At 59.9% G+C, this 24,535-nt stretch carries 21 protein-coding genes and 1 pseudogene; 18 read left to right on the top strand and 4 right to left on the bottom strand.

The window, feature by feature from the left end; genetic code table 11:
• Window positions 1–5: 5 nt before the first annotated feature.
• On the top strand, window positions 6–998 hold the full coding sequence (gene hemB / locus XANALMUS060_RS06670; RefSeq protein ID WP_045737792.1) for a porphobilinogen synthase: 993 nt from the start codon (window positions 6–8) through the stop codon (window positions 996–998).
• A 126-nt stretch (window positions 999–1,124) separates the two neighbouring features.
• On the opposite strand, the gene XANALMUS060_RS06665 is transcribed toward hemB, so the two are convergent.
• Entirely contained in the window at window positions 1,125–1,880 is a 756-nt protein-coding gene (locus XANALMUS060_RS06665; RefSeq protein WP_045737702.1) for a DNA/RNA non-specific endonuclease, read from the bottom strand.
• A 196-nt stretch (window positions 1,881–2,076) separates the two neighbouring features.
• On the opposite strand from XANALMUS060_RS06665, the gene XANALMUS060_RS06660 reads away from it, so the two are divergent.
• Window positions 2,077–4,581, top strand: a complete 2,505-nt coding sequence (locus XANALMUS060_RS06660; RefSeq protein ID WP_045737701.1) for a sulfite reductase flavoprotein subunit alpha — start codon at window positions 2,077–2,079, stop codon at window positions 4,579–4,581.
• A 166-nt stretch (window positions 4,582–4,747) separates the two neighbouring features.
• On the opposite strand, the gene XANALMUS060_RS06655 is transcribed toward XANALMUS060_RS06660, so the two are convergent.
• Entirely contained in the window at window positions 4,748–5,647 is a 900-nt protein-coding gene (locus XANALMUS060_RS06655) for a PD40 domain-containing protein (RefSeq protein WP_045737700.1), read from the bottom strand.
• A 52-nt stretch (window positions 5,648–5,699) separates the two neighbouring features.
• Between XANALMUS060_RS06655 and aroE the strand changes: the two genes are divergently transcribed.
• The 5 genes from aroE to XANALMUS060_RS06630 all read left to right on the top strand — a co-directional run bounded on the left by aroE (window position 5,700) and on the right by XANALMUS060_RS06630 (window position 13,090).
• Complete coding sequence (aroE, locus tag XANALMUS060_RS06650; RefSeq protein ID WP_045737699.1) at window positions 5,700–6,548, top strand: shikimate dehydrogenase; 849 nt, start codon at window positions 5,700–5,702, stop codon at window positions 6,546–6,548.
• Window positions 6,549–6,570: 22 nt separating this feature from the next.
• Window positions 6,571–8,703: an ATP-dependent DNA helicase DinG gene (gene dinG / locus XANALMUS060_RS06645; RefSeq protein WP_045737698.1), complete on the top strand. Its 2,133-nt coding sequence runs from the start codon at window positions 6,571–6,573 to the stop codon at window positions 8,701–8,703.
• 412 nt (window positions 8,704–9,115) lie between these two features.
• Window positions 9,116–10,618, top strand: coding sequence for a catalase KatB (gene katB / locus XANALMUS060_RS06640; protein ID WP_235430394.1), 1,503 nt, complete (start codon window positions 9,116–9,118; stop codon window positions 10,616–10,618).
• Window positions 10,619–10,690: 72 nt separating this feature from the next.
• Window positions 10,691–11,248 carry an ankyrin repeat domain-containing protein gene (locus XANALMUS060_RS06635; protein WP_045737696.1) on the top strand — a complete coding sequence of 186 codons (558 nt, stop codon included), beginning with the start codon at window positions 10,691–10,693 and terminating at the stop codon, window positions 11,246–11,248.
• A gap of 267 nt (window positions 11,249–11,515) precedes the next feature.
• Window positions 11,516–13,090 (top strand): SDR family oxidoreductase, encoded by a 1,575-nt coding sequence (locus XANALMUS060_RS06630; protein WP_045737695.1) that lies wholly within the window; start codon window positions 11,516–11,518, stop codon window positions 13,088–13,090.
• Between the two features lie 350 nt (window positions 13,091–13,440).
• On the opposite strand, the gene XANALMUS060_RS18385 is transcribed toward XANALMUS060_RS06630, so the two are convergent.
• The gene (locus XANALMUS060_RS18385; RefSeq protein WP_235430385.1) at window positions 13,441–13,950 is read right to left on the bottom strand and encodes a glycoside hydrolase family 25 protein; all 510 of its coding nucleotides are present in this window, start codon (window positions 13,948–13,950) and stop codon (window positions 13,441–13,443) included.
• Here XANALMUS060_RS18385 and XANALMUS060_RS06625 point away from each other — a divergent pair.
• From XANALMUS060_RS06625 to XANALMUS060_RS18375, 6 genes are all read left to right on the top strand, one after another.
• Window positions 13,861–14,925: a transposase gene (locus XANALMUS060_RS06625; protein ID WP_152640416.1), complete on the top strand. Its 1,065-nt coding sequence runs from the start codon at window positions 13,861–13,863 to the stop codon at window positions 14,923–14,925. The genes XANALMUS060_RS18385 and XANALMUS060_RS06625 overlap by 90 nt on opposite strands.
• Before the next feature lie 317 nt (window positions 14,926–15,242).
• Window positions 15,243–15,995 carry a cytochrome P450 gene (locus tag XANALMUS060_RS19695; protein WP_152640415.1) on the top strand — a complete coding sequence of 251 codons (753 nt, stop codon included), beginning with the start codon at window positions 15,243–15,245 and terminating at the stop codon, window positions 15,993–15,995.
• 40 nt (window positions 15,996–16,035) lie between these two features.
• Window positions 16,036–16,503 carry a cytochrome P450 gene (locus XANALMUS060_RS18380; protein ID WP_235430383.1) on the top strand — a complete coding sequence of 156 codons (468 nt, stop codon included), beginning with the start codon at window positions 16,036–16,038 and terminating at the stop codon, window positions 16,501–16,503.
• Window positions 16,500–17,360: an alpha/beta fold hydrolase gene (locus tag XANALMUS060_RS06615; protein WP_152640414.1), complete on the top strand. Its 861-nt coding sequence runs from the start codon at window positions 16,500–16,502 to the stop codon at window positions 17,358–17,360. Before XANALMUS060_RS18380 ends, XANALMUS060_RS06615 begins: the two co-directional genes overlap by 4 nt.
• Window positions 17,344–18,234: an alpha/beta hydrolase gene (locus tag XANALMUS060_RS23000; RefSeq protein WP_343122969.1), complete on the top strand. Its 891-nt coding sequence runs from the start codon at window positions 17,344–17,346 to the stop codon at window positions 18,232–18,234. The genes XANALMUS060_RS06615 and XANALMUS060_RS23000 overlap by 17 nt, the downstream gene beginning before the upstream one ends.
• Entirely contained in the window at window positions 18,231–20,675 is a 2,445-nt protein-coding gene (locus XANALMUS060_RS18375; protein ID WP_082064954.1) for a non-ribosomal peptide synthetase, read from the top strand. Before XANALMUS060_RS23000 ends, XANALMUS060_RS18375 begins: the two co-directional genes overlap by 4 nt.
• Window positions 20,676–20,863: 188 nt before the next feature.
• On the opposite strand, the gene XANALMUS060_RS20485 is transcribed toward XANALMUS060_RS18375, so the two are convergent.
• Window positions 20,864–21,097: a hypothetical protein gene (locus tag XANALMUS060_RS20485; protein ID WP_161795381.1), complete on the bottom strand. Its 234-nt coding sequence runs from the start codon at window positions 21,095–21,097 to the stop codon at window positions 20,864–20,866.
• A 23-nt stretch (window positions 21,098–21,120) separates the two neighbouring features.
• Between XANALMUS060_RS20485 and XANALMUS060_RS19690 the strand changes: the two are divergent.
• From XANALMUS060_RS19690 to XANALMUS060_RS06580, 5 genes and pseudogenes are all read left to right on the top strand, one after another.
• Window positions 21,121–21,234 (top strand): annotated as a pseudogene (locus XANALMUS060_RS19690) (arginase); the annotation flags it as partial.
• A gap of 147 nt (window positions 21,235–21,381) precedes the next feature.
• Window positions 21,382–21,534, top strand: a complete 153-nt coding sequence (locus XANALMUS060_RS06595) for an entericidin A/B family lipoprotein (protein ID WP_012914816.1) — start codon at window positions 21,382–21,384, stop codon at window positions 21,532–21,534.
• A gap of 102 nt (window positions 21,535–21,636) precedes the next feature.
• Entirely contained in the window at window positions 21,637–21,777 is a 141-nt protein-coding gene (locus XANALMUS060_RS06590) for an entericidin A/B family lipoprotein (protein WP_045726655.1), read from the top strand.
• Between the two features lie 194 nt (window positions 21,778–21,971).
• Window positions 21,972–23,261: a tryptophan--tRNA ligase gene (locus XANALMUS060_RS06585; protein WP_045737689.1), complete on the top strand. Its 1,290-nt coding sequence runs from the start codon at window positions 21,972–21,974 to the stop codon at window positions 23,259–23,261.
• 157 nt (window positions 23,262–23,418) lie between these two features.
• On the top strand, window positions 23,419–24,351 hold the full coding sequence (locus XANALMUS060_RS06580) for an MBL fold metallo-hydrolase (RefSeq protein ID WP_045737688.1): 933 nt from the start codon (window positions 23,419–23,421) through the stop codon (window positions 24,349–24,351).
• Window positions 24,352–24,535 lie beyond the last annotated feature (184 nt).

Below are 24,535 nucleotides of genomic sequence, written 5' to 3'. Positions count from 1 at the left end.
TGCCCGTGGCGCATCCCCACTATCGCCCTCGGCGCATGCGCCGCGATGCGTTCTCGCGTCGTCTGATGCGCGAACACACCTTGACCGTCGACGACCTGATCTGGCCGGTGTTCGTACATGAACTACCCGGTCGCGCACCGATTGCCGCCATGCCCGGGGTGGAACGGTTGTCGATCCAGGCGTTGCTGCAGGAGGCCGAACTGGCGCTGGAGCTGGGGATTCCGGTGATCGATCTGTTCCCGGTGATCGACCCGGCCAGCAAGCGTCTGGATGCGGCCGAGGCATGGAACCCCGACGGCCTGGCACAGCGCGCGGTGCGGGCGCTGAAAGCCCGCTTTCCGGAGCTTGGGGTGATGACCGACGTGGCGCTGGATCCGTACACCACCCACGGCCAGGACGGCATCATCGACGCGCGTGGCTATGTGCTCAACGACGTCACTGTCGAGGCGCTGGTCCAACAGGCGTTGTCGCATGCGCAGGCTGGCGCGGACATCGTCTCGCCCTCGGACATGATGGACGGTCGCATCGGTGCGATCCGCCGCGCGCTGGATGCCGATGCGCAGCTGCACGTGCGCATCATGGCCTATTCGGCCAAGTACGCCTCGGCTTTTTATGGCCCGTTCCGCGAGGCGGTCGGCAGCGCCGGCAACCTCGGCAAGGCCGACAAGACCACCTACCAGATGGACCCGGCCAACGGCGACGAGGCGCTGCGTGAGATCGCGCTGGACCTGGAGGAAGGCGCGGACATGGTGATGGTCAAGCCGGGCATGCCCTATCTGGATGTGGTGCGGCGGGTGAAGGACACCTTCCGGGTGCCGACCTTCGCCTATCAGGTCAGTGGCGAGTACGCGATGCTCAAGGCGGCGGCCGGCAACGGTTGGCTGGACGAGCGCGCCTGTGTGTTGGAATCGCTGATGGCGTTCAAGCGCGCCGGCGCCGACGGCGTGCTGACCTATTTCGCACCGCAGGTGGCGCGCTGGCTGCGCGAGACCCGCTGAGGTCTGGTGACGGTGTGGTGGTGTATCGAAACCGCCACACCTCGGCGATGGGGTAGCCTGCGCTGACCTGACAGCGCGCTGGTCTGGATCACGGCGCTGTGGCGGTGGATTGCGCAGTCACCGCGATCACGGCAGGGTCAATGTGATCGGATTGGCCTTCATGCTCGCACTCAGCGACGGGAACGGATCCAGCTTGGTCATGGCGATCAGGTCGTTGATCGAGACCACTTCGCACTGGATGCTGCTGTCGTTCACGCACAGGTAGGCGGCCGCGCCCACGTCCGGCACGTAGACCGCTTTCCACACCGCGTCCGGTACCTGCACGTTGTCGTTGCCGATGCCGCTGCGGGTGCCGCTGTCGAACACGGGTCCGGTCACCACGTAGATTTCGCCGCGCTGCGTGGCCAGCTGTCGTACCTGTTCTTCAATCCGCGCCCATTCGCCGGTGTTGAGCACGTGGTTCTGCGGCACCACATTGGCCATCGAGAACGTTTCCTTTTCCGAGCTTATGGTGGAGGCATCGCCCGCCGGCGTCATGTGGCCGCGGTCGTAGCCGGAATTGGTGTAGTCCGAGCTCCTGGAGCGATCCGCGACGGGGATGGCGGTTTCCTCGTGGAAGCTACCGACTCGACCGATCTGCTCGGCGCCGGCGACTTGTTGGTCGGTCAGGTGCTCGGCCGAGTACAGCGGGCCCTTGGTCACCCCGGAGGCGAACAGGACATACTCGGTGTGGCATACCTCGGTAGTGCGTGCGCTGATCGACGCGTCCACCGTCGGTGCCTGGCCGTCGGCATAGAGCGCGGGGCAACCGGTGGCGGCGTTCGCCGCATGCGCCGCGAACAGCGCCAGCAACACGGCACAACTGCGCAGGGAAACGGACATACGCAACCTCGCTTTCGTTTCATAAGAAGTGAGGGGAAGAAAGTGAACGGGATGGGTGACGCTTTGGCGACAGTTTGATGTGATCGGAAAAGTTTTCCATCACGATTGTTTGCTGACGAAATTCATAAATGAGTTGTCGAATTCGATAAGCATTCTCATTTAAAATGCCCGATCTTTCTCCGTTCCGCTTTGCGCCGTGATCAAGAGGTTGCTGTTCCAATTGCATTGGCTGCTCGGTATCAGTGCCGGGGTGGTGCTATCGGTCATGGGGCTGAGTGGGGCAACGCTCGCGTTCGAGGATGAGATCGTGCGCTTGGTCAATCCGCCGTTGGCTGCCACGGCGGCGCGGTATGCGGCCGGCGAACAGCCGCTGCCGTTGTCGGAATTGGCGCGGCGGCTGGATCTGGACGGCGCGCATCGGACCAACCGGTTACTGGTCGATCCCACCGGCACGCGCCCGTCGAACCTACGCCTGCCTGGGTACCAGGGCGGACGGATGTACTTCGATCCCTACACCGGCGCGGTCGTGGCGGCGCCGCGTCTGAGCGGCTTCTTCGCGTTCGTGGAGAACCTGCATCGACGCTTGGCCGCTGGCGAGCGCGGCAAGGCCGTCACCGGTGCTTGCGTCATCGCGTTGTGCTTTTTTTGCCTGTCCGGCCTGTACCTGCGCTGGCCGCGGCGTTGGTGGAACTGGCGCGCATGGTGGGTGGTGGAGTGGACGCGGCAGGGGCGCAGTTTTTTGTGGAGCCTGCACTCGGTGGCCGGCACCTGGTGTCTGGTGATGTATCTGATGACGGCGGCGACCGGATTGTACTGGTCCTACGATTGGTACCGACAGGGACTGGTGGCGATGCTGGGGGGCGAGCTGGCATCCAAGGAGGGCGATGATGGCGGTTCGCCGCCGGTGATCGACTATGCGCGGTTGCAGGCCGCGCTGAATACGCTGCCGGCCGCGCATCGCGCCTATCTGGACGTGCGCCTGCCCAGCCGTCGCGCGCAACCGGTGATCGCGCGTTACCTGTCACCGGATCCGGCACATAGCCGGGCCTATGACAGCGTGGAGATCGATCCGTCCAGTGGCTTGATCGAGCGCCGCCAGGACTACCGGCAGCAACCGCTGGGACGACAACTGCTGACCAGCATGTTTGCGCTGCATACCGGCAGTTTCTTCGGCCTGCCGGGCCGGTTGGCGATGCTGCTGTCGAGCCTGTGCATGACCCTGTTCTTCATCACCGGCTGGATGTTGTACCTGGACCGACGCCGCAAACAGCGTGCGTTGCGCAGCGTACGCGGTGATCTGGCAGTGCCGTCGGCAACGGGCTCCGGTGACTGGCTGGTGGGTTTCGCCAGTCAGAGCGGTTTCGCCGAACGCCTGGCCTGGGAAGCGGCGAGCCACCTGCAGGCCGCTGGTCTGGTGGTACAGGTGCGCGCGTTGGCGCAGTTGGATGCGGCGCAGTTGCGCACGCGGCAGCGCGCGTTGTTCGTGGTCAGCACGTTCGGTGACGGCCAGGCGCCGGATGCGGCGCGCGGCTTTGCCAAGCGCGTGCTGCGTCAGGTTCAGGCCCTGCCTGAGTTGCGCTATGCGGTATTGGCGCTGGGTGATCGTCACTACCCGCAGTTCTGCGGATTCGCGCGGCAACTGGAGCAATGGCTGGACGCGCAGGGTGCACAGGCACTGTTCCCGACGCTGGAGGTGGATCGCGCCGACCCGCAGGCACTGGCGCAGTGGCAGCGGCAGCTGTCCGATCTCACCGGGCGGGCGATGGCGACGCCAGCGTTACAGGCGCCGGAGCCGTTGGACTGGCGTCTGGTCGAGCGGCGCTTGCTCAATCCTGGCAGTGCCGGGGCGCCGCTGTGGTGGATCGTCCTGGCCCCGCCAGCGTCGGCGCACTGGCAGGCCGGCGACATTCTGGAAGTGCAGCCTTGCCATGCCGAGCACGCGGTGCGTGCCTGGCTCGCCGCGCAGGCGCTGGACGCGGACGCACTGGTGCAAGCCGACGGCATATCGCGACCGCTGTGGCAGGCGCTGGCCGATCGCGTGCTGTCGCCGCCGGTGGCGCCGACGCAGGCATTGCAGGATTGGTTCCAGACACTGCCGCGGTTGCCGTTACGCGAGTATTCGATTGCCTCGACTCTGGCCGATGGCGTGTTGCAGCTGGTGGTGCGGCTGCATCTGTGCGATGACGGTTGTGTCGGCCTGGGGTCGGGCTGGTTGTGTCTGCATGCGCCGGCGAATGCGCTGCTGCGGGCACGGATACGCGCCAATCCCGGTTTCCGTCGCCAGGGCGCTGTGCCGATGCTGTTGATCGGCAACGGTACCGGCATCGCCGGCTTACGCAGCTTGTTGCGCGAGGCCGAACAGGCCGGTGTGCATGGGCATTGGTTGCTGTTCGGCGAACGCAATGCGGCGCACGATGCGTTGTTCGCCGATGAACTGCAGGCATGGCAGGCCAGTGGTCATCTGCAACGTCTGGAGTTGGTGTTTTCGCGCGACCAAGCGGGCAAGCAGTATGTGCAGGATCGCTTGCGTGAGGCGGCCGGAGCGGTGCGCGACTGGATCGCGCGCGGTGCCACCGTGTATGTCTGCGGCAGTCTGGACGGCATGGCGTGTGGCGTGGAGGCCGCCTTGCACGAGATCCTGGGCGAGGACGCCCTCGACGCGCTGAGCACGGCCGGCCGCTATCGGCGCGACGTGTACTGAGCCGGCTGGCGTGGTCGTGCCGGCGTGGTGTTGCTGGTCTGAGCAACCGCTGTGCATGCAATCAGGTCAGCGATGCGCGATGCCACGCCGGCTATCGCTGCCTCGCATGCCGATGGCATGGCCAGGCGCGATGGCGTTCAGCGATTAGCCACGACGCGATCGCCGCTCAACGGGTTTCCATGCAGTCGCCGCTGCCGCTGACACGTGGGGTTTTCATCCGATACACGTCGCGTTTGCCGGCCTTCGGCGCACGCGCGCTGCCGCTCAGCAGCAGTTCGCCTGGTTTGGAGGCGTCCAGCACGGCACCAGCGGTGTGGCCATCGGCGCTGTTGAACGACAGCGCCAGGGGTTGCGGTGACGCATAGCGTCCGTCGGCGCATTGCGCGAGCAGCACCTGGCTGCCCTGGCCCTCGCGTGCGCGGGTAAACAGCAGCGCGCGGCCATCGCCCAGCCAGGCTGCATCGGTCTCGTCGTCGGCGCTGTTGACCCCGGCCAGCGCGTGCGGGTGCGCGAACGTCTGGCCGTCCAGGCGTGCGACGAACAGGTCCATGCCGCCTGCACCGCCGTGCCCTGTGCTGGCGAACAAGAGCCGCGTTCCGTCCAGCGAGAGCGTCGGTGCGCGTTCGTCGCCGCGCGAATTCACTGCCGGCCCCAGATTTTGCGGGGCACCATAGCGGCCGTCGGCCAGCACCGGCGCGCGATACAGATCGCTGCCGCCATATCCACCGGGACGCTCGGAGGCGAAATACAGCCATCGCCCGTCGGCGCTGAAAAATGGATCGGTCTCGGCGCTGGCCGAATTCACCGGTGGCGGCAGCGGCTGTGGCTCGCTCCAGCGACCGTCGCGCAGCACGGCCTGCCAGAGATCGCCGCCGCCAGGGCCGCCGGCACGGTCAGGGCTGGCCCAGACGATGTGCTGGCCATTCGCCGCGACGCTGGCGCGGGTCTCCTCGGCGACGGTGGAGACCACGCCCATGCCTTCCATGCCGAATTCGGAAAGCGCGAACGCCGACGGTGCGCAGAGTAAACTCGCCGCCAGCGCGAGCGGCAAAGCATGGGTCCGCATGTGCAATTCCGTGAAATGTCGCCTCCAGTCTAAAACAACCAACGAGCGTTCCATGTCCAACTCCCGCTTTGCCGTGTTCGGTCACCCTGTCGCCCACTCGCTGTCGCCACGTATCCACGCCGCGTTCGCCAAGCAGACCGGCATCGCCATGCAGTACGAGGCGCTCGACGCTTCTCTGGAGGGGTTCGCGTCGGCGCTGGCCGCGTTCGTCGCCGAGGGGGGAGTCGGTGCCAATGTGACCGTGCCGCTGAAGGAAGCCGCGTTCGCGATCAGCGCCGTTCGCAGCGAGCGCGCGCAACGCGCCGGTGCGGTCAACACGCTCAGTTACCGTGACGGGCAATGGCACGGCGACAACACCGATGGCGCCGGCCTGGTCCGCGACCTGACCGGGCGGCACGGCCTGGACCTGCGTGGCCGCCGTGCCCTGTTGATCGGCGCCGGCGGTGCCGCGCGCGGCGTGGCGCCGGCGCTGCTGGAGGCCGGGGTGCAGCGATTGGTGGTGGTCAACCGCTCGCCAGAACGCGCCGACGCCCTGATCGATGCGCTGGGCGAACCGGCCCGCGCGACCTCGCGCTATTGGGACGACCTGCGCGAGCTGGGCGATTTCGAATTGATCCTCAATGCCACCACCATCGGTCGCGATCCGACGGTGGGATTCACCCTGCCGTTGTCGTTGGTCAACAGCATGACCCTGGCGGTGGACTTGAACTACGGCGAAGTCGCCATTCCGTTTCTGGCCTGGGCGCGCGCGGCACAGTGCCGCGATACCGTGGATGGCCTGGGCATGTTGGTGGAACAGGCGGCGGAGAGTTTCGCGGGTTGGCATGGCGTGCGTCCGCAGACCGATCCGGTGTATGCCGCGCTGCGCGAACGCGAAGCCGTGCTGGTCAGTGCCAATTGAGCGTTTTGTTGCTGCGACGGCGATGACCGATACACCTGCGCCGTCGGCACCGCGCGCGCCTGTGCCATCCCCGCGTCAGCTCACCGAGCCGGTCAAGCTGGCCATCCGCGATGCCTACGCCAAGCTGCAGGCCAATACGCCCGGATTCCGCGTGCGCCGTGCGCAGAGTCAGATGATCGGCGTGGTATCGCGCGCGCTGGGGACCTCGGGTGGCGTGGGCGTGGCCGAGGCACCCACCGGCGTCGGCAAGAGCTTGGGCTACTTGACCGCCGGCGTGCCAATCGCGCTGGCGAGCAAGAAGAAGCTGGTCATCAGTACCGGCACGGTGGCCCTGCAGGCGCAGTTGGTGGAGCGCGACATCCCGGCGTTCCTCAAGGCCACCGGCCTGGAGGCCACGGTGGCGTTGGCCAAGGGGCGCACCCGCTACCTGTGCCCGCGCAACGTGGCCGAGCTGCACGGCGAGGTGGCGCAGGACAGCATGTTCGAGGACCAGGCGCCGCTGTACGACCGCCCGCCCAGTCCCGCCGAGGCCGAGCAGGCACGTGCGCTGGCGAAGGCTTATGCCGAGAGAACCTGGAATGGCGATCTGGATGCTGTGCCGGAGCCGATTGCGCCCGCGTTACGCGCGCGCATCACCACCAATGCGGCCGGGTGTGCCGGGCGCCGTTGTTCGTTCGCGGCGCAGTGCCCGGTGCTGAAGGCGCGCAGCGAGGTACGCGACGCGCAGATCGTGGTAACCAACCATGCGCTGTTGTTGTCGGCGCTGGCGCTGGGTGACAGCGACAACGGCCAGCCGTTGATCGCGCCGCCGTCGGACATGTTGTTGGTGTTGGACGAAGGCCATCACATCGGCAGTGTCGCCATCGATCAAGGGGCCGCCAGTCTGCCGCTGGACGAGATGACGCAGCGCACCGGGCGTTTGCAGGCGTTGATCGCCGCGGCGTATCGGCTTGCCGACAAGGACACCATTGGCAAGCAGTTGCCGAATGAGGCGATCGAGCTGGCGGCGCAAGTGGTCAAGGGGCTGAAGGCGTTCCGTGCCGAGATCGAACGCGTGTGGGTGCCGGAGCCTGGCGAAGACGCGCCGATGTGGCGCGCGCCCAACGGACGCCTGCCACAGGACTGGATGCAGTTGATCGACGCGCAGGCGCAGGACACCGCCGCGTTGTTGAACTGGGTGCAGGCCGCGCACCAGATGGCGGTCAAGTCCAAGCAGGAGGACGCGGCCAAGGAACGCCTGCAGCGGAATCTGGGCATGGCCCTGGAGATGGTCGAGCAGCAGTACGCCTTATGGCTGGGCTGGCGCCGCGAGGACCAGGAAGGCCAGCCGCCGATGGCGCGCTGGATCACCGCCTCGCGCGATGCCGACCTGATTTGTCATTGCTCGCCGGTGTCGGCCGCGCAGGTGTTGCGCTCGCTGTTGTGGAGCGAAGTGGATGCGGCGGTACTGACCTCGGCCACGCTCACCGGCGGCGGGGATTTTCAGGCCCTGGCGATCGATAACGGCCTGCCCGACCACGCCGAAATGGTGTCGCTGTCCTCACCGTTCGACTTGCCCAATCAGGCCGAATTGATCGTGCCCGCGTTTCCCGTGGCGCCGGACGATCGCGATGGCCATCCGCGCGAAGTGGCGCGCTACCTGGTGCGTGAATTGGATTGGGGTAAAGGCTCCATCGTGTTGTTCACCTCGCGCTGGAAGATGCTCAAGGTCGCCGACCTGTTGCCCATCGCCCAGCGCAATCGCGTGCTGGTGCAGGGCGAAGGCTCCAAATCGCAGATGATTGCCGAGCACCTGCGCCGTATCGGTGCCGGCGAAGGGTCGGTGCTGTTCGGGCTGCATTCCTTCGGCGAGGGCCTGGACCTGCCTGGCGAAGCGTGCACCACCGTGGTCATCACTCAGGTGCCGTTCGCCGTGCCGACCGATCCGCAAACCGCCACCCTCGGCGAATGGTTCGAAAGCCGTGGTCTCAACGCCTTCAACCTGATCGCGGTGCCGCATGCGCTGCGCACCCTCACCCAGTTCGCCGGCCGCCTGATCCGTACCTCCAGCGACCATGGTCGCGTCATCATTCTCGATTCGCGGCTACTGACCAAACGCTATGGCAAACGCATCATCGATGCACTGCCGCCATTCAAGCGGGTGATCGGCAGATAACGCCGGGACCGGCATCGGTGGCGGCTCCAGGTAGCGTCGGCAGGTCGGCAGGAATCTGGCGACAGCTTCCGGCACCAGATCAAATCGACATCCGGTGTTGCAGCCGAGTGTGTTGCCGCTTCGCGCAAGGTTGTTCGAGTTGCCCCGAGTTGTTTGACCGTGCGGTAGGTGGCGCCGCGGCGTCTACATTTTGATGTCAATGCGCGTCGTCGCAGTGGTCGTCATGGAGCGCTTCTTGCTGCAATCCACGGCGCATTACGCATTTCGAGGACGATTTTCATCACGTTGTGGCGTATGGATTGAACGTGTTGATAGCAGCGATTGCAACGAACGAATTCTCTGCATGCGATGCCGCTGGGATGCTGCAGTTCCCTCAACGCGAGCCGATGCCATGCGCACTGTCCCTTTGCTGATGTTCGTCTTGCTGTCGCAATCCCTGATCGTTCCGACGGGAGCTGCGCAGTCCACGCTCACTCGCGATAACGGCGCGCCGGTGGGCGACAACCAGAATTCGCAGACCGCCGGTCCCAATGGCCCGACCTTGCTACAGGATGTGCAACTGATTCAGAAATTGCAGCGCTTCGACCGCGAGCGCATCCCCGAACGTGTGGTGCATGCGCGTGGCACCGGCGTGCGTGGCATTTTTACTTCCACAGCCGATATCTCCGACCTGAGCAAGGCCAAGGTCTTCGTACCGGGCGAAATCACCCCCGTGTTCGTGCGTTTTTCCTCGGTGGTGCATGGCAATCATTCGCCGGAAACCATGCGCGATCCGCACGGTTTCGCCACCAAGTTCTACACCCGCGAGGGTAACTGGGACCTGGTGGGGAACAATTTCCCGACATTTTTCATCCGCGATGCGATCAAGTTCCCGGACATGGTGCATGCATTCAAACCCGATCCACGCACCAATCTTGACGACGACGCGCGCCGTTTCGATTTCTTCTCGCACGTACCCGAGGCCACGCGCACGCTGACGCTGCTGTACTCCAACGAAGGCACGCCTGCCGGTTACCGTTTCATGGATGGCAACAGCGTGCATGCCTACAAACTTGTCAATGCACAAGGCCAGGTGCATTACGTCAAGTTCCATTGGAAATCGCTGCAGGGCATCCGCAATCTCGATCCCAAGCAGGTCGTCGCGATGCAGGGCAAGGACTACAGCCATTTGACTCACGATCTGGTGAACGCGATTGCGCATGGCGATTATCCAAAGTGGGATCTGTACATCCAGGTGCTCAAGCCGGAAGACCTGGCTAATTTCGATTTCGACCCGCTGGATGCGACCAAGATCTGGCCCGGTGTGCCCGAGCGCAAGATCGGCCAGTTGGTCTTGAACAAGAACGTGGAGAATTTCTTCCAGGAAACCGAGCAGGTTGCGATGGCGCCGGCCAATCTGGTGCCCGGTATCGAACCTTCTGAAGATCGGTTGCTACAAGGGCGCTTGTTTTCCTATGCCGATACCCAGTTGTACCGGATCGGCACCAATGGTTTGAGCCTGCCGGTGAACCGGCCGCGCGTGCCGGTGAACAACGGCAATCAGGATGGCGCGATGAACGGCGGCAGCACCGTCGGCGCTGTGAACTACGAGCCGAGCCGGCTCGCTCCGCGCCCGCAGGATCCCAATGCCCGCTACAGCCAACTGCCCCTCTCCGGCACGACACAACAGGCCAAGATTACCCGCGAACAGAATTTCAAGCAGGCCGGCGACCTGTTCCGCAGCTATAGCAAGAAAGAGCAACAGGATCTGATCCAGAGCTTCGGCGAATCGCTGGCCGCAACCGACGATGCCAGCAAGCACATCATGCTGTCGTTCCTGTACAAGGCCGACCCGGCCTATGGCACGGGAGTGGCGCGTGTTGCCAAGGGCGATCTGGCGCGGGTCAAGCAGCTGGCCGCGCAGTTGCAGGATTGAGCATTCACCACGCAGCGCGGCGGGTCCTGCTGGTCTGCGCGCTGCGTATTTTCACCGAGATGGAGACAGAATATGCGCCGTTTTGCTGTTTTTCTCGCCAGCATGATCGCCGTGGCGACCGCCACCGCCGCACCTGCTGCGCCTGTGTCGAAGGATCCCGCCAAGATCCAGGCGCAACTGCGTGATTATTTCTTCGATGCCGCACGCGAAGGCCGCCAGGACATGCTGGCCGAATTCATCCATGCCCACTACGACCTCAATACCCGCGACGACAAGGGGTATACCGCGCTGATTCTGGCCGCCTACCACGGCCATCAGGCGGCGGTGGAGCAGTTGCTGCGCGCTGGTGCCGACCCGTGCGCACAAGACAAGCGCGGCAACACCGCACTGATGGGCGCGATCTTCAAGGGCGAACTGACGATTGCCAAGCGCCTGATGCAAGCCGACTGTGCGCCCGACCAGCGCAACAACGCTGGACAGACCGCGGCGATGTACGCAGCGTTGTTCCAGCGCACCGAGGTGCTGAAGGAACTCGCCGCCAAGGGCGCCGACCTACAGGCAAAGGACGCGCAAGGCAACGATGTGGCCAAACTGCAACGCGGCCAATTCGCACCGTTACCGGCACGCTGAGCGAAAGCACGCTATCGCCGGCGCACACGATGCGCAGGTGGCCGGCGTTGCCCTTGGCCCTTGAGCACTGTTGCGACGTGGCATCGCCCCTCCCGGATCGGCGAAAATACCGGCGTGGCCGGTTCCAACGGCCCGCGTCGTCGCTGTCTGCGCTGTCGCTCGCCTCCGCATGCCATGCTGGGGTGTGTACAGCGCCGCGGTGCGTTGTCCATGCCAGTATTGTGCTGGCCTTTGCCACGGTTCGCCGTCGCCCACCCCGGATCTGTCTTGAACACCACCGCCCCTGTTTCCACCGACGACCTGCCCTTGTCCGAGCGCTTGCGCATCACCCTGGAATTGCTCGACGCCATCGAGGCCGACCGCACGCTCCTCGACTCACTGCCCGAAGCCGAGCGCGTGCGCCTGCATCAGGCGGTGGCCAAGGTCTTCCATCCCGAACCCAAGACGCGGCGCAAATTGCTCAAACAACAGGCGCGCGAACGCCACCAGGAAAAAGTGCGCAAGGCCGAGGCGTTACTGGACCAAACCGGTATCCGTGCATTGCGCCGCAAGCCCGTGTTCAGTACGCCCAACTATTTCCCACCGCAATCGCCCGCTGCGCTGAGTTGCGTGCAGGTTGGTGCCGAAGAGTCGGCGACGCAGTCACCCGAATTGCGTCACTGCTACGTGTGCAAGCAGAAGTTCACCCAATTGCATCATTTCTACGACCAGATGTGTCCGCCCTGCGCCGAGATGAATTACTTCAAGCGCACCGAAACGGCCGATCTGCGCGGACGCGTGGCACTGTTGACCGGTGGACGGGTCAAGATCGGTTATCAGGCCGGATTGAAACTGCTGCGTGCCGGTGCCGAGTTGATCGTGACCACGCGTTTCCCGCGCGATTCGGCTACGCGTTATGCGCAAGAGCCGGATTTCGCCGAGTGGGGACATCGGCTGCAGGTGTTTGGCTTGGACTTGCGCCACACGCCCAGCGTGGAAGCGTTTTGTAGCCACTTGCTCGCCACCCGTACGCGTCTGGATTTCATCATCAACAATGCGTGCCAGACGGTGCGTCGACCGCCACAGTTCTATGCGCACATGATGGCGGGCGAAACCGCCGCGCTGCACGAATTGCCCGAGCAGGTGCGTCGGTTGATCGGCAGTTACGAAGGTTTGCGTGGCCCGGAACTGCTGCCGGCGGCGTCAGCGACCACGCTGCCGGCCGGTGCAGGGCAGCGTCTCGGTGGGACTGATGGTTTATTGCATGCCGCAGCGTTATCGCAGATGCCACTGCTTGCCGACGATCTGCTCGGCCAACAGCATGTGTTTCCGGAAGGGCGGCTGGACCAGGATTTGCAGCAGGTGGATTTGCGTGGACGTAATTCCTGGCGTCTGCTCTTGGCCGAGGTGTCGTCGGTAGAACTGCTGGAGACACAGTTGGTCAACGCGATTGCACCGTTCGTGATCAATGCGCGGCTCAAGCCACTGCTGCTGCGCACGCCCGAGCACGATAAGCACATTGTCAACGTGTCGGCGATGGAGGGGCAGTTCTATCGCAACTTCAAGACCACCCGGCATCCGCACACCAACATGGCCAAGGCTGCGTTGAACATGATGACCCGCACGTCGGCGGCGGACTATCACAACGACGGCATCCACATGAACAGCGTGGACACCGGCTGGGTCACCGACGAGGATCCGGCAGAAATTGCCGCGCGCAAAGTACGCGAGGAGCGCTTCCATCCCCCATTGGACATCGTCGATGGTGCGGCGCGCATCGTCGATCCGATCATCCACGGCTTCAACACCGGCGAGCACGTGTGGGGCCAGTTTCTCAAGGACTACGCGCCGACCGATTGGTGACGTTCCGGTCTGCCGATGACGTGAAACTCTGCCTCCGCCTCGTGCAGGAAGCCGATGCTCTGTTCTTCCGAAAAGCGCTTGTTTCAGAAAAATGCTTCTTCACGTCCAAGCTTTCGTCTCGCTAGAAAGTAGCATCTACAAATCCGGCTGCTACACAGCACCGATGTGATGGATGGACGTCGGTTTGGCAACGGATGCTGACACCGTTGCCAGACTTCCATTTGCAGTATCTTGCGTCTCAGAAATCAAATGACGCGACTGCTTCCCCATGTGTCCACACGACGTGATTGCGGAGCTTTGCACTTGAAAATTGAGCGTAAGCGATCCGCATTCACGCCGCTGATCTTGGATTAGTCCAGTGGACTGTTCAAGTCCACGTACTGGAGTTGGAAATAATCCAAATCTACATCGCCACTAATTCCAGGAACATTTCCCTTGCTGCTGTAATGCCAACCCGACCAGGTTTTACCAGCATCTTTCCACGCCTTCGGGATTCTAGATTGATCCACATTCCAGTGGGCAACCCATGATGAATATTGACTAAAATCATGCTTGTCTCCAGCTACATGTTCGTCCAAAAATGCTGGTGGACAATAAATCAGTGGTTTATTGCCACCAAGAATGCTCTCGCCCTCGATCAACTGAAGTAATGCATAAAGATTATCGGCCATGAGCGCTGGCGATACATCTTTATTTCTATTAAGCGCCACATTGATTGAAAGATACTCGGCAGATGCGTCGAATCCGTTTCCCTTAAGCACGGAGACGATATTGTCTCGCTGCTCTTGAGGGAGAAGCTGTTTTCGCAGATATTGCAACACATGATCAACCGCTCGCTGGAGGCACAGATGCAGGCGCATGTGGGCCATGCGCCGCATGAACGTGCAGGCGGCAACGTGCGCAATGGCAAAAGCCGCAAGACGGTGCAAAGCGCGGTGGGCGACTTGCAGATTGAGACCCCGCGCGACCGCTCGTGCACGTTCGCTCCACAGTGGGTGAAGAAGCGCCAAGTGCGACTGGCGGGGATAGAGGAGAAGATTCTGGCGTTGTATGCGCGCGGCATGACCACACGCGACATCGAGTCGGCGCTGGTGGACTTGTATGGGGTGGAGATATCGCATGCCTTGATCGCGCAGATGACCGACGCGGTGCTGGAGGAGGCGCGGGCCTGGCAATCGCGACCGCTGGAGACGATCTATCCGATCGTGTGGTTGGACGGGATCGTGGTGAAGGTGCAGGAGGAGAAGATTCTGGCGTTGTATGCGCGCGGCATGACCACACGCGACATCGAGTCGGCGCTGGTGGACTTGTATGGGGTGGAGATATCGCATGCCTTGATCGCGCAGATGACCGACGCGGTGCTGGAGGAGGCGCGGGCCTGGCAATCGCGACCGCTGGAGACGATCTATCCGATCGTGTGGTTGGACGGGATCGTGGTGAAGGTGCAGCACAACAAGCAGGTCATCAACAAGGCCGCGCACGTGGTGCTGGGGGTCAACTTGCGGGGGGAGAAGGAGGTGCTTGGTCTGTGGTTGGCTGAGCACAAGGGGGCCAAATTCTGGCTGTCCGTGTTGACCGAACTACGTCATCGCGGCGTGCCACAGATCCGCAAGGTGGTCTACACCACCAATGCCATCGAATCGTTGAACATGGTCATGCGCAAACTTACCCGCAACCGGCGTATTTTTCCCAACGACGATGCCGCGCTCAAATCGTTGTTTTTGGCCGTGCGCGAGGCCTCGAAGAACTGGAGATCGATCCATCACTGGAAACCGGCTCTGCAAAGCTTCCAGGTGATGTTCGGCGAAGACCGCGTACCAATGAGGGGGCTATGAAAAACCCAGTTACACAGTTGGTTTGACAGCCCCTCTGATGCTGACGCCGTTGCTTACTTCAATCTGCAGGATGCCGTGCTCCTCAGAAAGTAATTGCATTTTTTACTTGAGCTCAAGTTGCTTGAGCTGCTACTGTGGTCGGCTAATTTTGCTACTGCGAACATTCTATGGACAGACTACGTGAGCTTGCCCAACACAAGATCTTCATGCGGATCGTTATAAAAAGGCGCAAGCAAAATCCGTGAAACGACAGGGATTTCTCCATAAAGAGAAATATTTAAAAAATTCATTCCACTCTTACAGCCGGGATGCCTTCCGTGTTAGAAACACCTCCCATCTCGGATATTGACTTGTTTTCAGAAGCTTGTCTGTCCGAACCTTATAACAGCTATGAAATATTGCGAGCCCTCGGGCCTGTCGTGTTCTTGTCTTGCTGTAATGCCTTTGCGCTCACCCGTTACCAAGTGGCAAAGCAGGCCCTTGAGGATCATGACGTATTTTCAACAGCGAAAGGGGTGACACTCAATGCCCTGATGGATTCCCACCAGATCGGCGTCACCATACAGGCCAGTGACCCGCCAGAGCATGATCGGTTACGAAAGGTCCTGCATTCGGCACTTATGACGGAGAGGCTGGCAATATTAGAGGCAAAAATCGATGTGATTGCCGATCAGACAGTCAAAAGCCTTGTCCAACAAGAACAGTTCGATGCCATTCCGGATCTGGCGCGAGCCGTTACCCAGAATGCGATCTATGATCTTCTCGGCCTTCCGCAAACCGGTAGACATAGGCTGGCAGGTTTCACAGATGCGCACTTCAATGCCTATGGTCCGCTCAACGATACGATCGAGACGGCCGCCAGGGAGCGAGTCAATAACGGATTGGCGGCGATGCAAAAAGGGCAATCCCTCCTCGGCTATTTCATCAGCAGGCTCGAATCGGGCAGCGTCGGCGCGGCGATAAAAAATAATGCCACTCAAGGTATTATTACCGATTTCGAGGCCGATAAACTACTTTCGACGCTTATCATTGCAAGCGTCGATACTACCTACGGTACATTCGATCGGTAACGCAATTTATTGCTTGGCAACGCATGATGACCAATGGGAAATGTTACGTGCCAACCCTTCACTAGTCCCGGCTGCCTACAATGAGGCACTTCGCTTCGATTCTCCGTCGCAGATCATAACGCGTACTACGAAACGGGCCTTTGTGGTAGATGGCTATAGCCTTCCAGCCGACGCGAAGGTCGCGATACTCTTTGGGTCCGCGAACCATGATGAAACCGTTTTCAATAACAGTCGAGATTTTCGTATCGACCGTCCCATGTCACGCACGCTCAGTTTCGGCAGCGGCGTCCATGCCTGCATCGGTCAAAGACTGGCGAGACGGTTAGGTCGTGCGGTGATCGCTGCATTGGTGAGGCAGGCAAAGCGAATAGTCTTATCGGGAACTCCTGAGCGACAACTCAATAGCGTTTTGCGCGGCTTTTCAAAGTTGCCGATCAAGATGATTTGTGTTGATGACATTATTCCTTCTCCCGCCTGTCCACTCCCAATCGAGCTGGCGGCATCATGAAAGAGTCCACCCGATTGAAATGCGAATTGGAACCAGATTCCGTCATGGCGATGGATAGATATTTCGAGCGATGGTATCTCTTTCATCGCTCGAAACGTCCGCCGGAAGAGGATCAATTCTGGTCAGCGCTTCCTGACCGTGGCTTTATACTGAATTCTATACGGGTCGGCTTGCGCAGCATGGGAGAGGGGCCGAATATTTTGCTGGTCCATGGCATAAGTGGCAGGGGTAGCCAATTTGCCTCGATTGCTCGTGCGCTTGCGGAATCAGGGTGGCGCACCTTAATGATCGATTTTTCCGATGAGGGTAATGACGAAAGTTACAAGATTTCGATAAACGATGTCGTTGCTGCTTTCGCAGAAATCATCCGCAGAGAGGGGGCGCTGCATGGTGTTGTGGCCCATTCGCTTGGAAATCTTTGGATTTGGTATGCGATAGCTCGCGGATTGCGCATCAATCATTTTGTTGCAATATCGGGTGTCTTTCGTGCTTCTATGGTATTTGAGTATTTTCAGCGCATGAATCGCTTGAGCGATAAAGAGATGAACACTCTCAAGGTTATGCTGAATGCTCATGAAGGTGGTGATGTTCTGACGATGCAGGATCCGTCATTCATTATCACGCAGATGCCACGACCAAAGCGTGGCCTAATCATTCATGGCCGAGATGACAGAGTGGTTGGTTTTGCTGAGGGGCAAGCCTATGCGGCCGCCTGGCGGGAAGCGGATTATATGGAAATTCCAGGAACTTCACATGCCAATATTTTGAAGGTACCAAACGTTGTGACCGCAGTGAAAAACTTCTTCGCTTCTTCCTCCGAGCAAAAAACGGAAAATTCCCATGATAAATCCATCTGAACTAATTTTGAGCAAATTTGAGATGCCATGCCATCTAACTAGTGAGTGGCTCGTAACTGCGGGCGGCCACCGGTTCCGGGTCGATGTATGCCTCAACCCTGAAAGCTCTTATGCTAATGTTATAGTACTACCAATCGGCGTTACAGCAGATCCCTTATTGCCGATGATCCGGCAACTGCGTCGATGGTCATCCGTGTATGTAATATACAGCCGATTCGTTTTGGATAGTGCGACGAGCACTCTGACTGGCGAGGCTATCGACGCATCCTCTCATGCGCGCGATATCATTACGCTTATGGAGCACTTTGCTCTATCTCGTGCCGGGCTGCTCGGATACTGCACTGGTGCTTTGATCGCGGTACGTGCTGCCTTGTTGCTGGAAAATCGATTTTCTGCGCTAGTGTGCTGCAACGGGGCCTTCGAGACCAGTCGTCGCACGGACTACGAACGCGAATTCGATGATCTCATCAAAAGCTGTGCGGGACGACCCCGAGTTGCCTCGACCGTAAGAGATATCCTCGCTGCGAAAGTCGATGTTAATCAAGAGTTTTATCAGCACACGAGCATCGCGTTACGTGATGCTGAAACATTCTACAAATATGTAATGTGCGTGCATGCTGTCTATGCCGAAGGTTTGTCGGGCTTGTGTAATTCCGTAGATACGCCAACGCTCTTGATCGCCAGCGCTGAAGATAAGATCGCTTCTCCGCAAAGTTCCGACTTGCCTCTTGCATTTCTCAGTCAGGCCGAAAAGCTCATTCTCGATGGCGAAGACCATTATTTGCCGTGCCGTCCAGGCACCCCGGCCCTTATCACAATGGATAATTTCCTGCGGTTACAGGCAGAAAAGCCGTTAACCGAGGCAATGACATGACTGAAATTATTGACGCATTGAAACGCGCATCTATCGATACAGGGCGCGATGGTTGCATGCGGATCGTGGAACACTCGTTGAGCGAGGATGCTGTCATGGCGGCACATCGCTTGTCTGCTGCATTTGCCGTAAGCTCCAAAGATGTATTGACGGCAGCGACGACTGCACTTCTATATCGTTATACTCACGTTGAACGTTTGGAAATTCAGGTGGAAATCTCGGCGAAAGATCCCGACAAGCCCATCGTTCCGGCTTTGTTGGTCTATCAAATAGAGCAACCTGGCCAGCAACACTTTTCTGTTCTGCTTGAACATCTGAGTGCCACCAATGGCAGATATACAGCCCAGGATGCACTCACACCCGTCATTACACATGTGTTCGATAGTTTTGAGGTGGCATCGCTCGACATGGCGAGCTGCTTTCTCAAAATCATCTTTTCCGACACATCCAAGTCAAGTGTGATGCGTCTTTGTTATCGTAATGATTATTTGCCGCGCGCAGTGGCAGATCGTTTTGCCGCTCATTTATCACACTTGCTTGAAATGATTGTGGAGCAGCCGCATCGCACGATTGACGAGCTCTATTATGTTCCAGACACGGACCTGAAAGTGCTCGTTGAATCGGGTTTCGGTCCATGTCGGTTGTATCCCATCGTGCCTGTCATTGACCTCATTGCGCGTCATGCAGCAGATGAGACATCTCGGGCAGTGGCCGTGCAGGACGACCAAACGCAGCTGACATACGGCACCTTGTGGAGCAGAGCAGGTGCAATAGCACACAGCCTGATAGGATTAGGATTGCCTGCAGGCAGCCGCGTTGGTGTGTTGATGGAGCGCTCACCAGACTGGGTTGCCGTGATCATCGGTATTTTTCGGGCAAACATGGTCTATGTACCTTTAAGTATGCGCAATCCACCCGCACGCAATGCTTATATCGTTGCCGATTGTTCAGTAACAGTCGTTCTGTACGAAAGCTCAAATCATGCATGTCTGGACAATATCCATTGTCCTGTCGTCAACCTCCATCAAATGACGGTCTCGACTGGCATCGAGAATATCACCCTGCCGGAAGTCTGCCTTGATGACGATGCCTACGTTATTTATACGTCAGGAAGTACAGGTCATCCCAAAGGTGTTCGCATTACCCATGGCTCGCTGTCGGAGCATATTTTTGCTGCTCGGGAGGCATTCGGACTGCAGCAATGTGCACCAAGGATAGGACAATTTACCGAAGCAGCCTTCGATTTTTCCTTGCTCGAAATCTTCATGAGCCTATGTCATGGTGGCGCTATTTATATTCATCCGCGATCTGAATTACTTTCGATGGTCGAGTATTTCGCAATGCTGGATAGGCATCAGATGAATGTTATTTGTCTGCCGACAGCAGTTTGGCATGAATGGGCGCCGAAAATCGCAGCTGCACCGAATTGCCTGCCAAGCACGTTGCACACCGCTATTGTTGGTGGAGAAGCAGCAAATGCCAGCCAATTCTATCCAGGCGGGTCTGTAGAATCTTTGCGCCTCTTTAATATATATGGTACGACAGAAACGACAATTTTAATGTCAGCCTATGCTTGCGATTTCAACGACCGTGCGAAGCGACATGTACCCATAGGCCGCTCCCTGCCCAATGTCCGGACCTATTTGCTCGACAAAATGATGATGCCAGTTGCTGCTGGTATCGTTGGTGAGCTTTGCATCGGTGGGCCAATCGTGTCGCCTGGCTATATAGGCAGGGAGGATCTCAATACGACTCGCTTTTCAATTCTTAATCTGCCAGGAATAGTCGAGGATGAGCGGATATACAGAACGGGTGACTTGGCGTTTTCCGACGATGATGGCAATTTCGTCTTTGTAGGACGTCATGACGACCAAATCAAGATTAATGGCGTCCGGATCGGTCTGAACGAGATCGAGATGTGCCTGAGCGCTTGCGAGGATGTACGCCAGGCTGTCGTGACGTGGAACAGCATGAACGGGACCGATGGGGTTCTTGTGATGCATCTACTGATGCGAGAAAGCCCCCATAGGCATGAACCTGCCGCGCTTGAACGCATTACGTCGTATCTGAAGGAGCATTTGCAGCCAGCAATGGTCCCGCGCCATTATACCTTGATTGATGAGTTTCCTCTTAATGCTAACGGTAAAATTGATCGTGCAAAGCTTCATGCTCTTCCGATCTTTGCCACGCAAATACAATCGGTAGAGTTGCCGCAAGATCCTATGAAGAAAAAATTATGGGAAATTTGGCACAAAATCATGCCGGATTATCCACTGAAATCGGTAGACGATGATCTTTTTGCTATGGGGGCATCGTCACTGAGACTGGCCATCTTCTTTGTGGAGATCTCGAATGCTTTAGATATCGATATCGACATTCACGCTTTGGCCGGTCGCAACACTGTGACTGGGATTGCACGGCATATTCACAATGCTGTTTAAATGTGCTGACACGACTGCCAGGCAGATTTTCTGCCCGAACCAGTTGGGAGCCTCTCAAACCCAGCCACTCCCTATGTGACCGAGAAGGCATGGTCCTTATCTTGTATTGCCATGATCACACCAGGCAGTGCACTGAAGTTCGACGCGTTCGCACAGGTGTAAAGACCCGATGAAATCCTGCACCGGTGTTACTTCTCGAAGAAGACACCGATCAGCGAAGCGATGGACGAGGAGCAGATCAAGCGTTGGACAGCTCGGCGCAGGTGAGGCCGGAACTGGCCGAGCCGATCCATGCACTGATCGAGGTCGAGCCATCGTTCGGTGAACGAACGGTGGCTGGATTGCTTGGGATGAGCAAGAACAGGGTATAGCGGATCTTCCAGCTCAAGGGCTGGCATGCGCGCAAGTGCGGTGTTGGCCATCGTCCCCGGATCCAGGCCCTTGCTCGCTCGACATCCTCGCACTGCGCCGAGTGTTGGACCGCGACAACCTGACAGCGGAACTGGCCGTGGACTGGGTCGAGAGCCTGTTCGGCAAAGCGGCCCCGATGCGCGATTGATGCAGTGCAGCAGGTCGAAACTGAATGGCGCGAGGGTTCATTCACGTGAAATCCACAGTCGTGACCGCACATTCACGCACAGGCGGTAGCGCGGCGGCGCCTATCGTCATGGTCCAGACCATCTTTAGATTGCCAGAGGAATTCCTGATGAAGCGACTGACTACCTTGATGATGCTGACCCTGTTCTGTGCGGGCCTGCTGAGCGGCTGCAACACTGTCGCCGGTGCCGGTAAGGATATGCAGAAGGCGGGCGAGAAGGTGGAGGACAAGGCTCAGGATTGCAGTGCGGGCAAGTGCTGAGTGCCTCGGTCATGCGCGGCGGCAGACTGTCGCGCACGACCGGCATGCGATTCCGTGCGGTTACCATGCCGCTTCCCATGATCAAGTAAAGGGGTGAATTTTATGAAGCGTATGTTTGCGTTGATGATGTTGGCGATCTTCTCGGCGGGCCTGCTGTCGGCTTGCAACACCGTTGCCGGTGCCGGCAAGGACGTGCAGAAGGCTGGCGAGAAAGTAGAAGACGCTGCTTCCAAGAAGAACTGAGCGACTTGCTCAACCATGAAAACGGGCCGGCTTGCCGGCCCGTTTTTTTGTCATGACCCATCCACCGGCGTGGCGACCACGGCCACACGCGATGCGCATGTCGTGATGGCGTTGCGATTGAATCGGCCATGTGCCGGAACGTAGGCGTGCGCTGCGGTTAAACTCGTCGGGTTTTCCTCGGCCTTTCATTCCGCATGACCACCCGCGTTCTCACCGGCATCACCACTTCCGGCACGCCGCATTTGGGCAACTACGTCGGCGCGATCCGTCCTGCGCTGCAGGCTAGTCGGCGTCCTGGCATCGAGAGTTTCTTTTTTCTTGCCGACCTGCACAGTCTCATCAAGGCGCAGGACCCGATGCGTACCCAGCGTTCGACGCTGGAGATCGCCGCCACCTGGCTGGCCGCGGGCCTGGATCCGGCCCAGGTATGGTTCTATCGCCAGTCGGACGTGCCGGAGACCAATGAGCTGACCTGGTTCCTGACGTGCGTTGCCGGCAAGGGCATCCTCAACCGTGCGCATGCCTACAAGGCCGCGGTCGACAAGAACCGCGCCGATGGCGAGGACGAGGATGCCGGCGTGACGGCGGGCTTGTTCATGTATCCGGTGTTGATGGCCGCCGACATCCTGCTGTTCAAGGCGCAGCAAGTCCCGGTGGGCCGCGACCAGATCCAGCACATCGAGATGGCGCGCGATTTTGCCCAGCGCTTCAACCATGTTTATGGTCGCGACCATTTCATCTTGCCCGAGGCCCTGATCGACGAGCAGGTGGCGACGTTGCCGGGACTGGACGGGCGCAAGATGAGCAAGAGCTACGACAACACCATCGCGTTGTTCGCGCCGCGCGAGGAACTGAAGAAGCGCGTGTTCGCCATCGTGACCGATTCCCGTGCGCCTGGCGTGCGGAAAGACACCGAGGGTTCGGCGTTGTTCCAGTTGTATCAGGCTTTTGCCACGGTTGAGGAGACTGCGGCGTTCGCGCAGGCCTTCGCCGACGGTATCGGCTGGGGCGAGGCCAAGCAGCAACTGTTCGAGCGCATTGATGGCGAGATCGCACCAATGCGCGAGCGCTATGACGCGCTGATGGCGCGTCCGGAGGTGATCGAAGCGACATTGCGCGACAACGCGCAGCGCTTGCGCGAGCGTTACGCCACGCCGTTCCTGGCCGAATTGCGGCATGCGGTGGGATTGCGCGATTTATCCCAGCGCGACGCCGTATCGAACGCGACTGCCACAAAACAGACGCTACCGAGTTTCAAGCAGTACCGCGAAGGCGACGGCCAGTTCTATTTCAAGTTGCTCGATGGCGAGGGTGCGTTGTTGTTGCACAGTACCGGCTTTGCTTCGCCGCGCGATGCGGGGCAGACCATCGCCGCACTCAAGCAGGTCACCCAGGCCGCTGCGTTGCAGGCGATGCCGCTGGTCCTGGGGGCACCCGCAGAAACGGTCATGAGTGCGTTGCAGCGTCTGCGTGAGGCGGACTGAGCGCGGCGGCTGTCTGGTAGCGGAGTCGGTCCCGATGCGGAAATCGGATCGGGGCTGAAGCTGCGCCTTCAGGCGTGTTTGTGCTGCGTTGGCTTGAGCTGCCAATGCCTTCCATACGGCCTAAAATGCGTCTTTCGCACAGCCGCTGCCTGATGCCATGCCAAGCGATCCCAGCATTCATCTCGTCGATACCGGTTTTCAGCGCGCGCAGTTCGATGCGGCTTATCTGATGGTGGAGCAGGGGCGTGGAGCTTTCGTCGATTGCGGCACCAGTCATGCCGTGCCGGTGTTGCTGCACGCGCTGGAGTGCGCGGGCCTGGCGCCGGACGCGGTGGACTGGCTGATTCTCACCCATGTGCATCTGGATCATGCCGGTGGCGCTGGCGCGCTGCTGCAGCAACTGCCGAATGCGCGCCTGCTTGTACATCCGCGCGGCGCCTCGCACATGGTCAATCCGGCGCGGCTGATCGCGGGCGCCACGGCGGTGTATGGCGAAGAGGAGATGGCGCGCAGTTATGGCCGCATCGTGCCGGTGCCAGCCGAGCGCGTGGTCGTTGCCGAAGAGGGCCATCGGTTGCGGTTGGGTGCGCGCGAATTGCTGTGTATCGATACTCCTGGCCATGCCCGCCATCATCTGTGTGTGTGGGATGCGCGCAGCCGCAGTTGGTTCACCGGCGATACCTTCGGGCTGTCCTACCGAGAGCTGGACAGTGCGCGCGGCGCGTTCGCGATTCCGACGTCCTCGCCGGTACAGTTCGAGCCGGACGCCATGCGCGCCTCGATCCAGCGCATGCTCGACTACGCGCCGCAGACCCTGTATCTGACGCACTACGGCCCGGTGGAAGGTGCGGCGACGTTGGCGGCGGAGCTGTTCGAGCAACTCGATGCGATGGTCGCGATTGCGCGCGTCTGCGATGGCCGTTCCGATCGTCATCGTTGTCTGGTTGCCGCGTTGACCGCGTTATACCTGGAGCGCGCACGCTTGCACGGTTGCGCGCTGGACGATGCCGGGGTGGAGCGCGTGCTGCACATGGACATCGAACTCAATGCGCAGGGCTTGGCTTGTTGGTTGGATCGTTCCGCAGGTTGAGTGGCGCCATGCGCGCTGTGCGGACGAGGATTTCACCGCGCTCTGTCTGTTGGCGCCGTCACGTTTTACACTGTGCTGCCTACTCGTCGTCAGGTCGTGATCGTGAACCCGATGCGCATGTTGCTGCTGTCCGCCGCTCTGTTCATGGGAGGTGCCGCACAGGCAGCCAACGATGCATCTGTTG

This window comes from Xanthomonas sp. MUS 060 (assembly GCF_000963215.1).
GTDB lineage: Bacteria > Pseudomonadota > Gammaproteobacteria > Xanthomonadales > Xanthomonadaceae > Xanthomonas_A.
Note: the sequence above shows the minus strand (reverse complement) of the source record. Positions and strands in the feature narration are given on the sequence as shown.

Excerpts from the sequence above, each read along its gene's own strand:
- XANALMUS060_RS06665 (WP_045737702.1), bottom strand. The coding sequence starts at position 1,880 with ATGTCCGTTTCCCTGCGCAGTTGTGCCGTGTTGCTGGCGCTGTTCGCG.
- XANALMUS060_RS06655 (WP_045737700.1), bottom strand. The coding sequence starts at position 5,647 with ATGCGGACCCATGCTTTGCCGCTCGCGCTGGCGGCGAGTTTACTCTGC.
- aroE (WP_045737699.1), top strand. The coding sequence starts at position 5,700 with ATGTCCAACTCCCGCTTTGCCGTGTTCGGTCACCCTGTCGCCCACTCG.
- dinG (WP_045737698.1), top strand. The coding sequence starts at position 6,571 with ATGACCGATACACCTGCGCCGTCGGCACCGCGCGCGCCTGTGCCATCC.
- katB (WP_235430394.1), top strand. The coding sequence starts at position 9,116 with ATGTTCGTCTTGCTGTCGCAATCCCTGATCGTTCCGACGGGAGCTGCG.
- XANALMUS060_RS06635 (WP_045737696.1), top strand. The coding sequence starts at position 10,691 with ATGCGCCGTTTTGCTGTTTTTCTCGCCAGCATGATCGCCGTGGCGACC.
- XANALMUS060_RS18385 (WP_235430385.1), bottom strand. The coding sequence starts at position 13,950 with ATGCGCCTGCATCTGTGCCTCCAGCGAGCGGTTGATCATGTGTTGCAA.
- XANALMUS060_RS18380 (WP_235430383.1), top strand. The coding sequence starts at position 16,036 with ATGTTACGTGCCAACCCTTCACTAGTCCCGGCTGCCTACAATGAGGCA.
- XANALMUS060_RS06615 (WP_152640414.1), top strand. The coding sequence starts at position 16,500 with ATGAAAGAGTCCACCCGATTGAAATGCGAATTGGAACCAGATTCCGTC.
- XANALMUS060_RS23000 (WP_343122969.1), top strand. The coding sequence starts at position 17,344 with ATGATAAATCCATCTGAACTAATTTTGAGCAAATTTGAGATGCCATGC.
- XANALMUS060_RS18375 (WP_082064954.1), top strand. The coding sequence starts at position 18,231 with ATGACTGAAATTATTGACGCATTGAAACGCGCATCTATCGATACAGGG.
- XANALMUS060_RS20485 (WP_161795381.1), bottom strand. The coding sequence starts at position 21,097 with ATGGCCAACACCGCACTTGCGCGCATGCCAGCCCTTGAGCTGGAAGAT.
- XANALMUS060_RS06595 (WP_012914816.1), top strand. The coding sequence starts at position 21,382 with ATGAAGCGACTGACTACCTTGATGATGCTGACCCTGTTCTGTGCGGGC.
- XANALMUS060_RS06590 (WP_045726655.1), top strand. The coding sequence starts at position 21,637 with ATGAAGCGTATGTTTGCGTTGATGATGTTGGCGATCTTCTCGGCGGGC.
- XANALMUS060_RS06585 (WP_045737689.1), top strand. The coding sequence starts at position 21,972 with ATGACCACCCGCGTTCTCACCGGCATCACCACTTCCGGCACGCCGCAT.
- XANALMUS060_RS06580 (WP_045737688.1), top strand. The coding sequence starts at position 23,419 with ATGCCAAGCGATCCCAGCATTCATCTCGTCGATACCGGTTTTCAGCGC.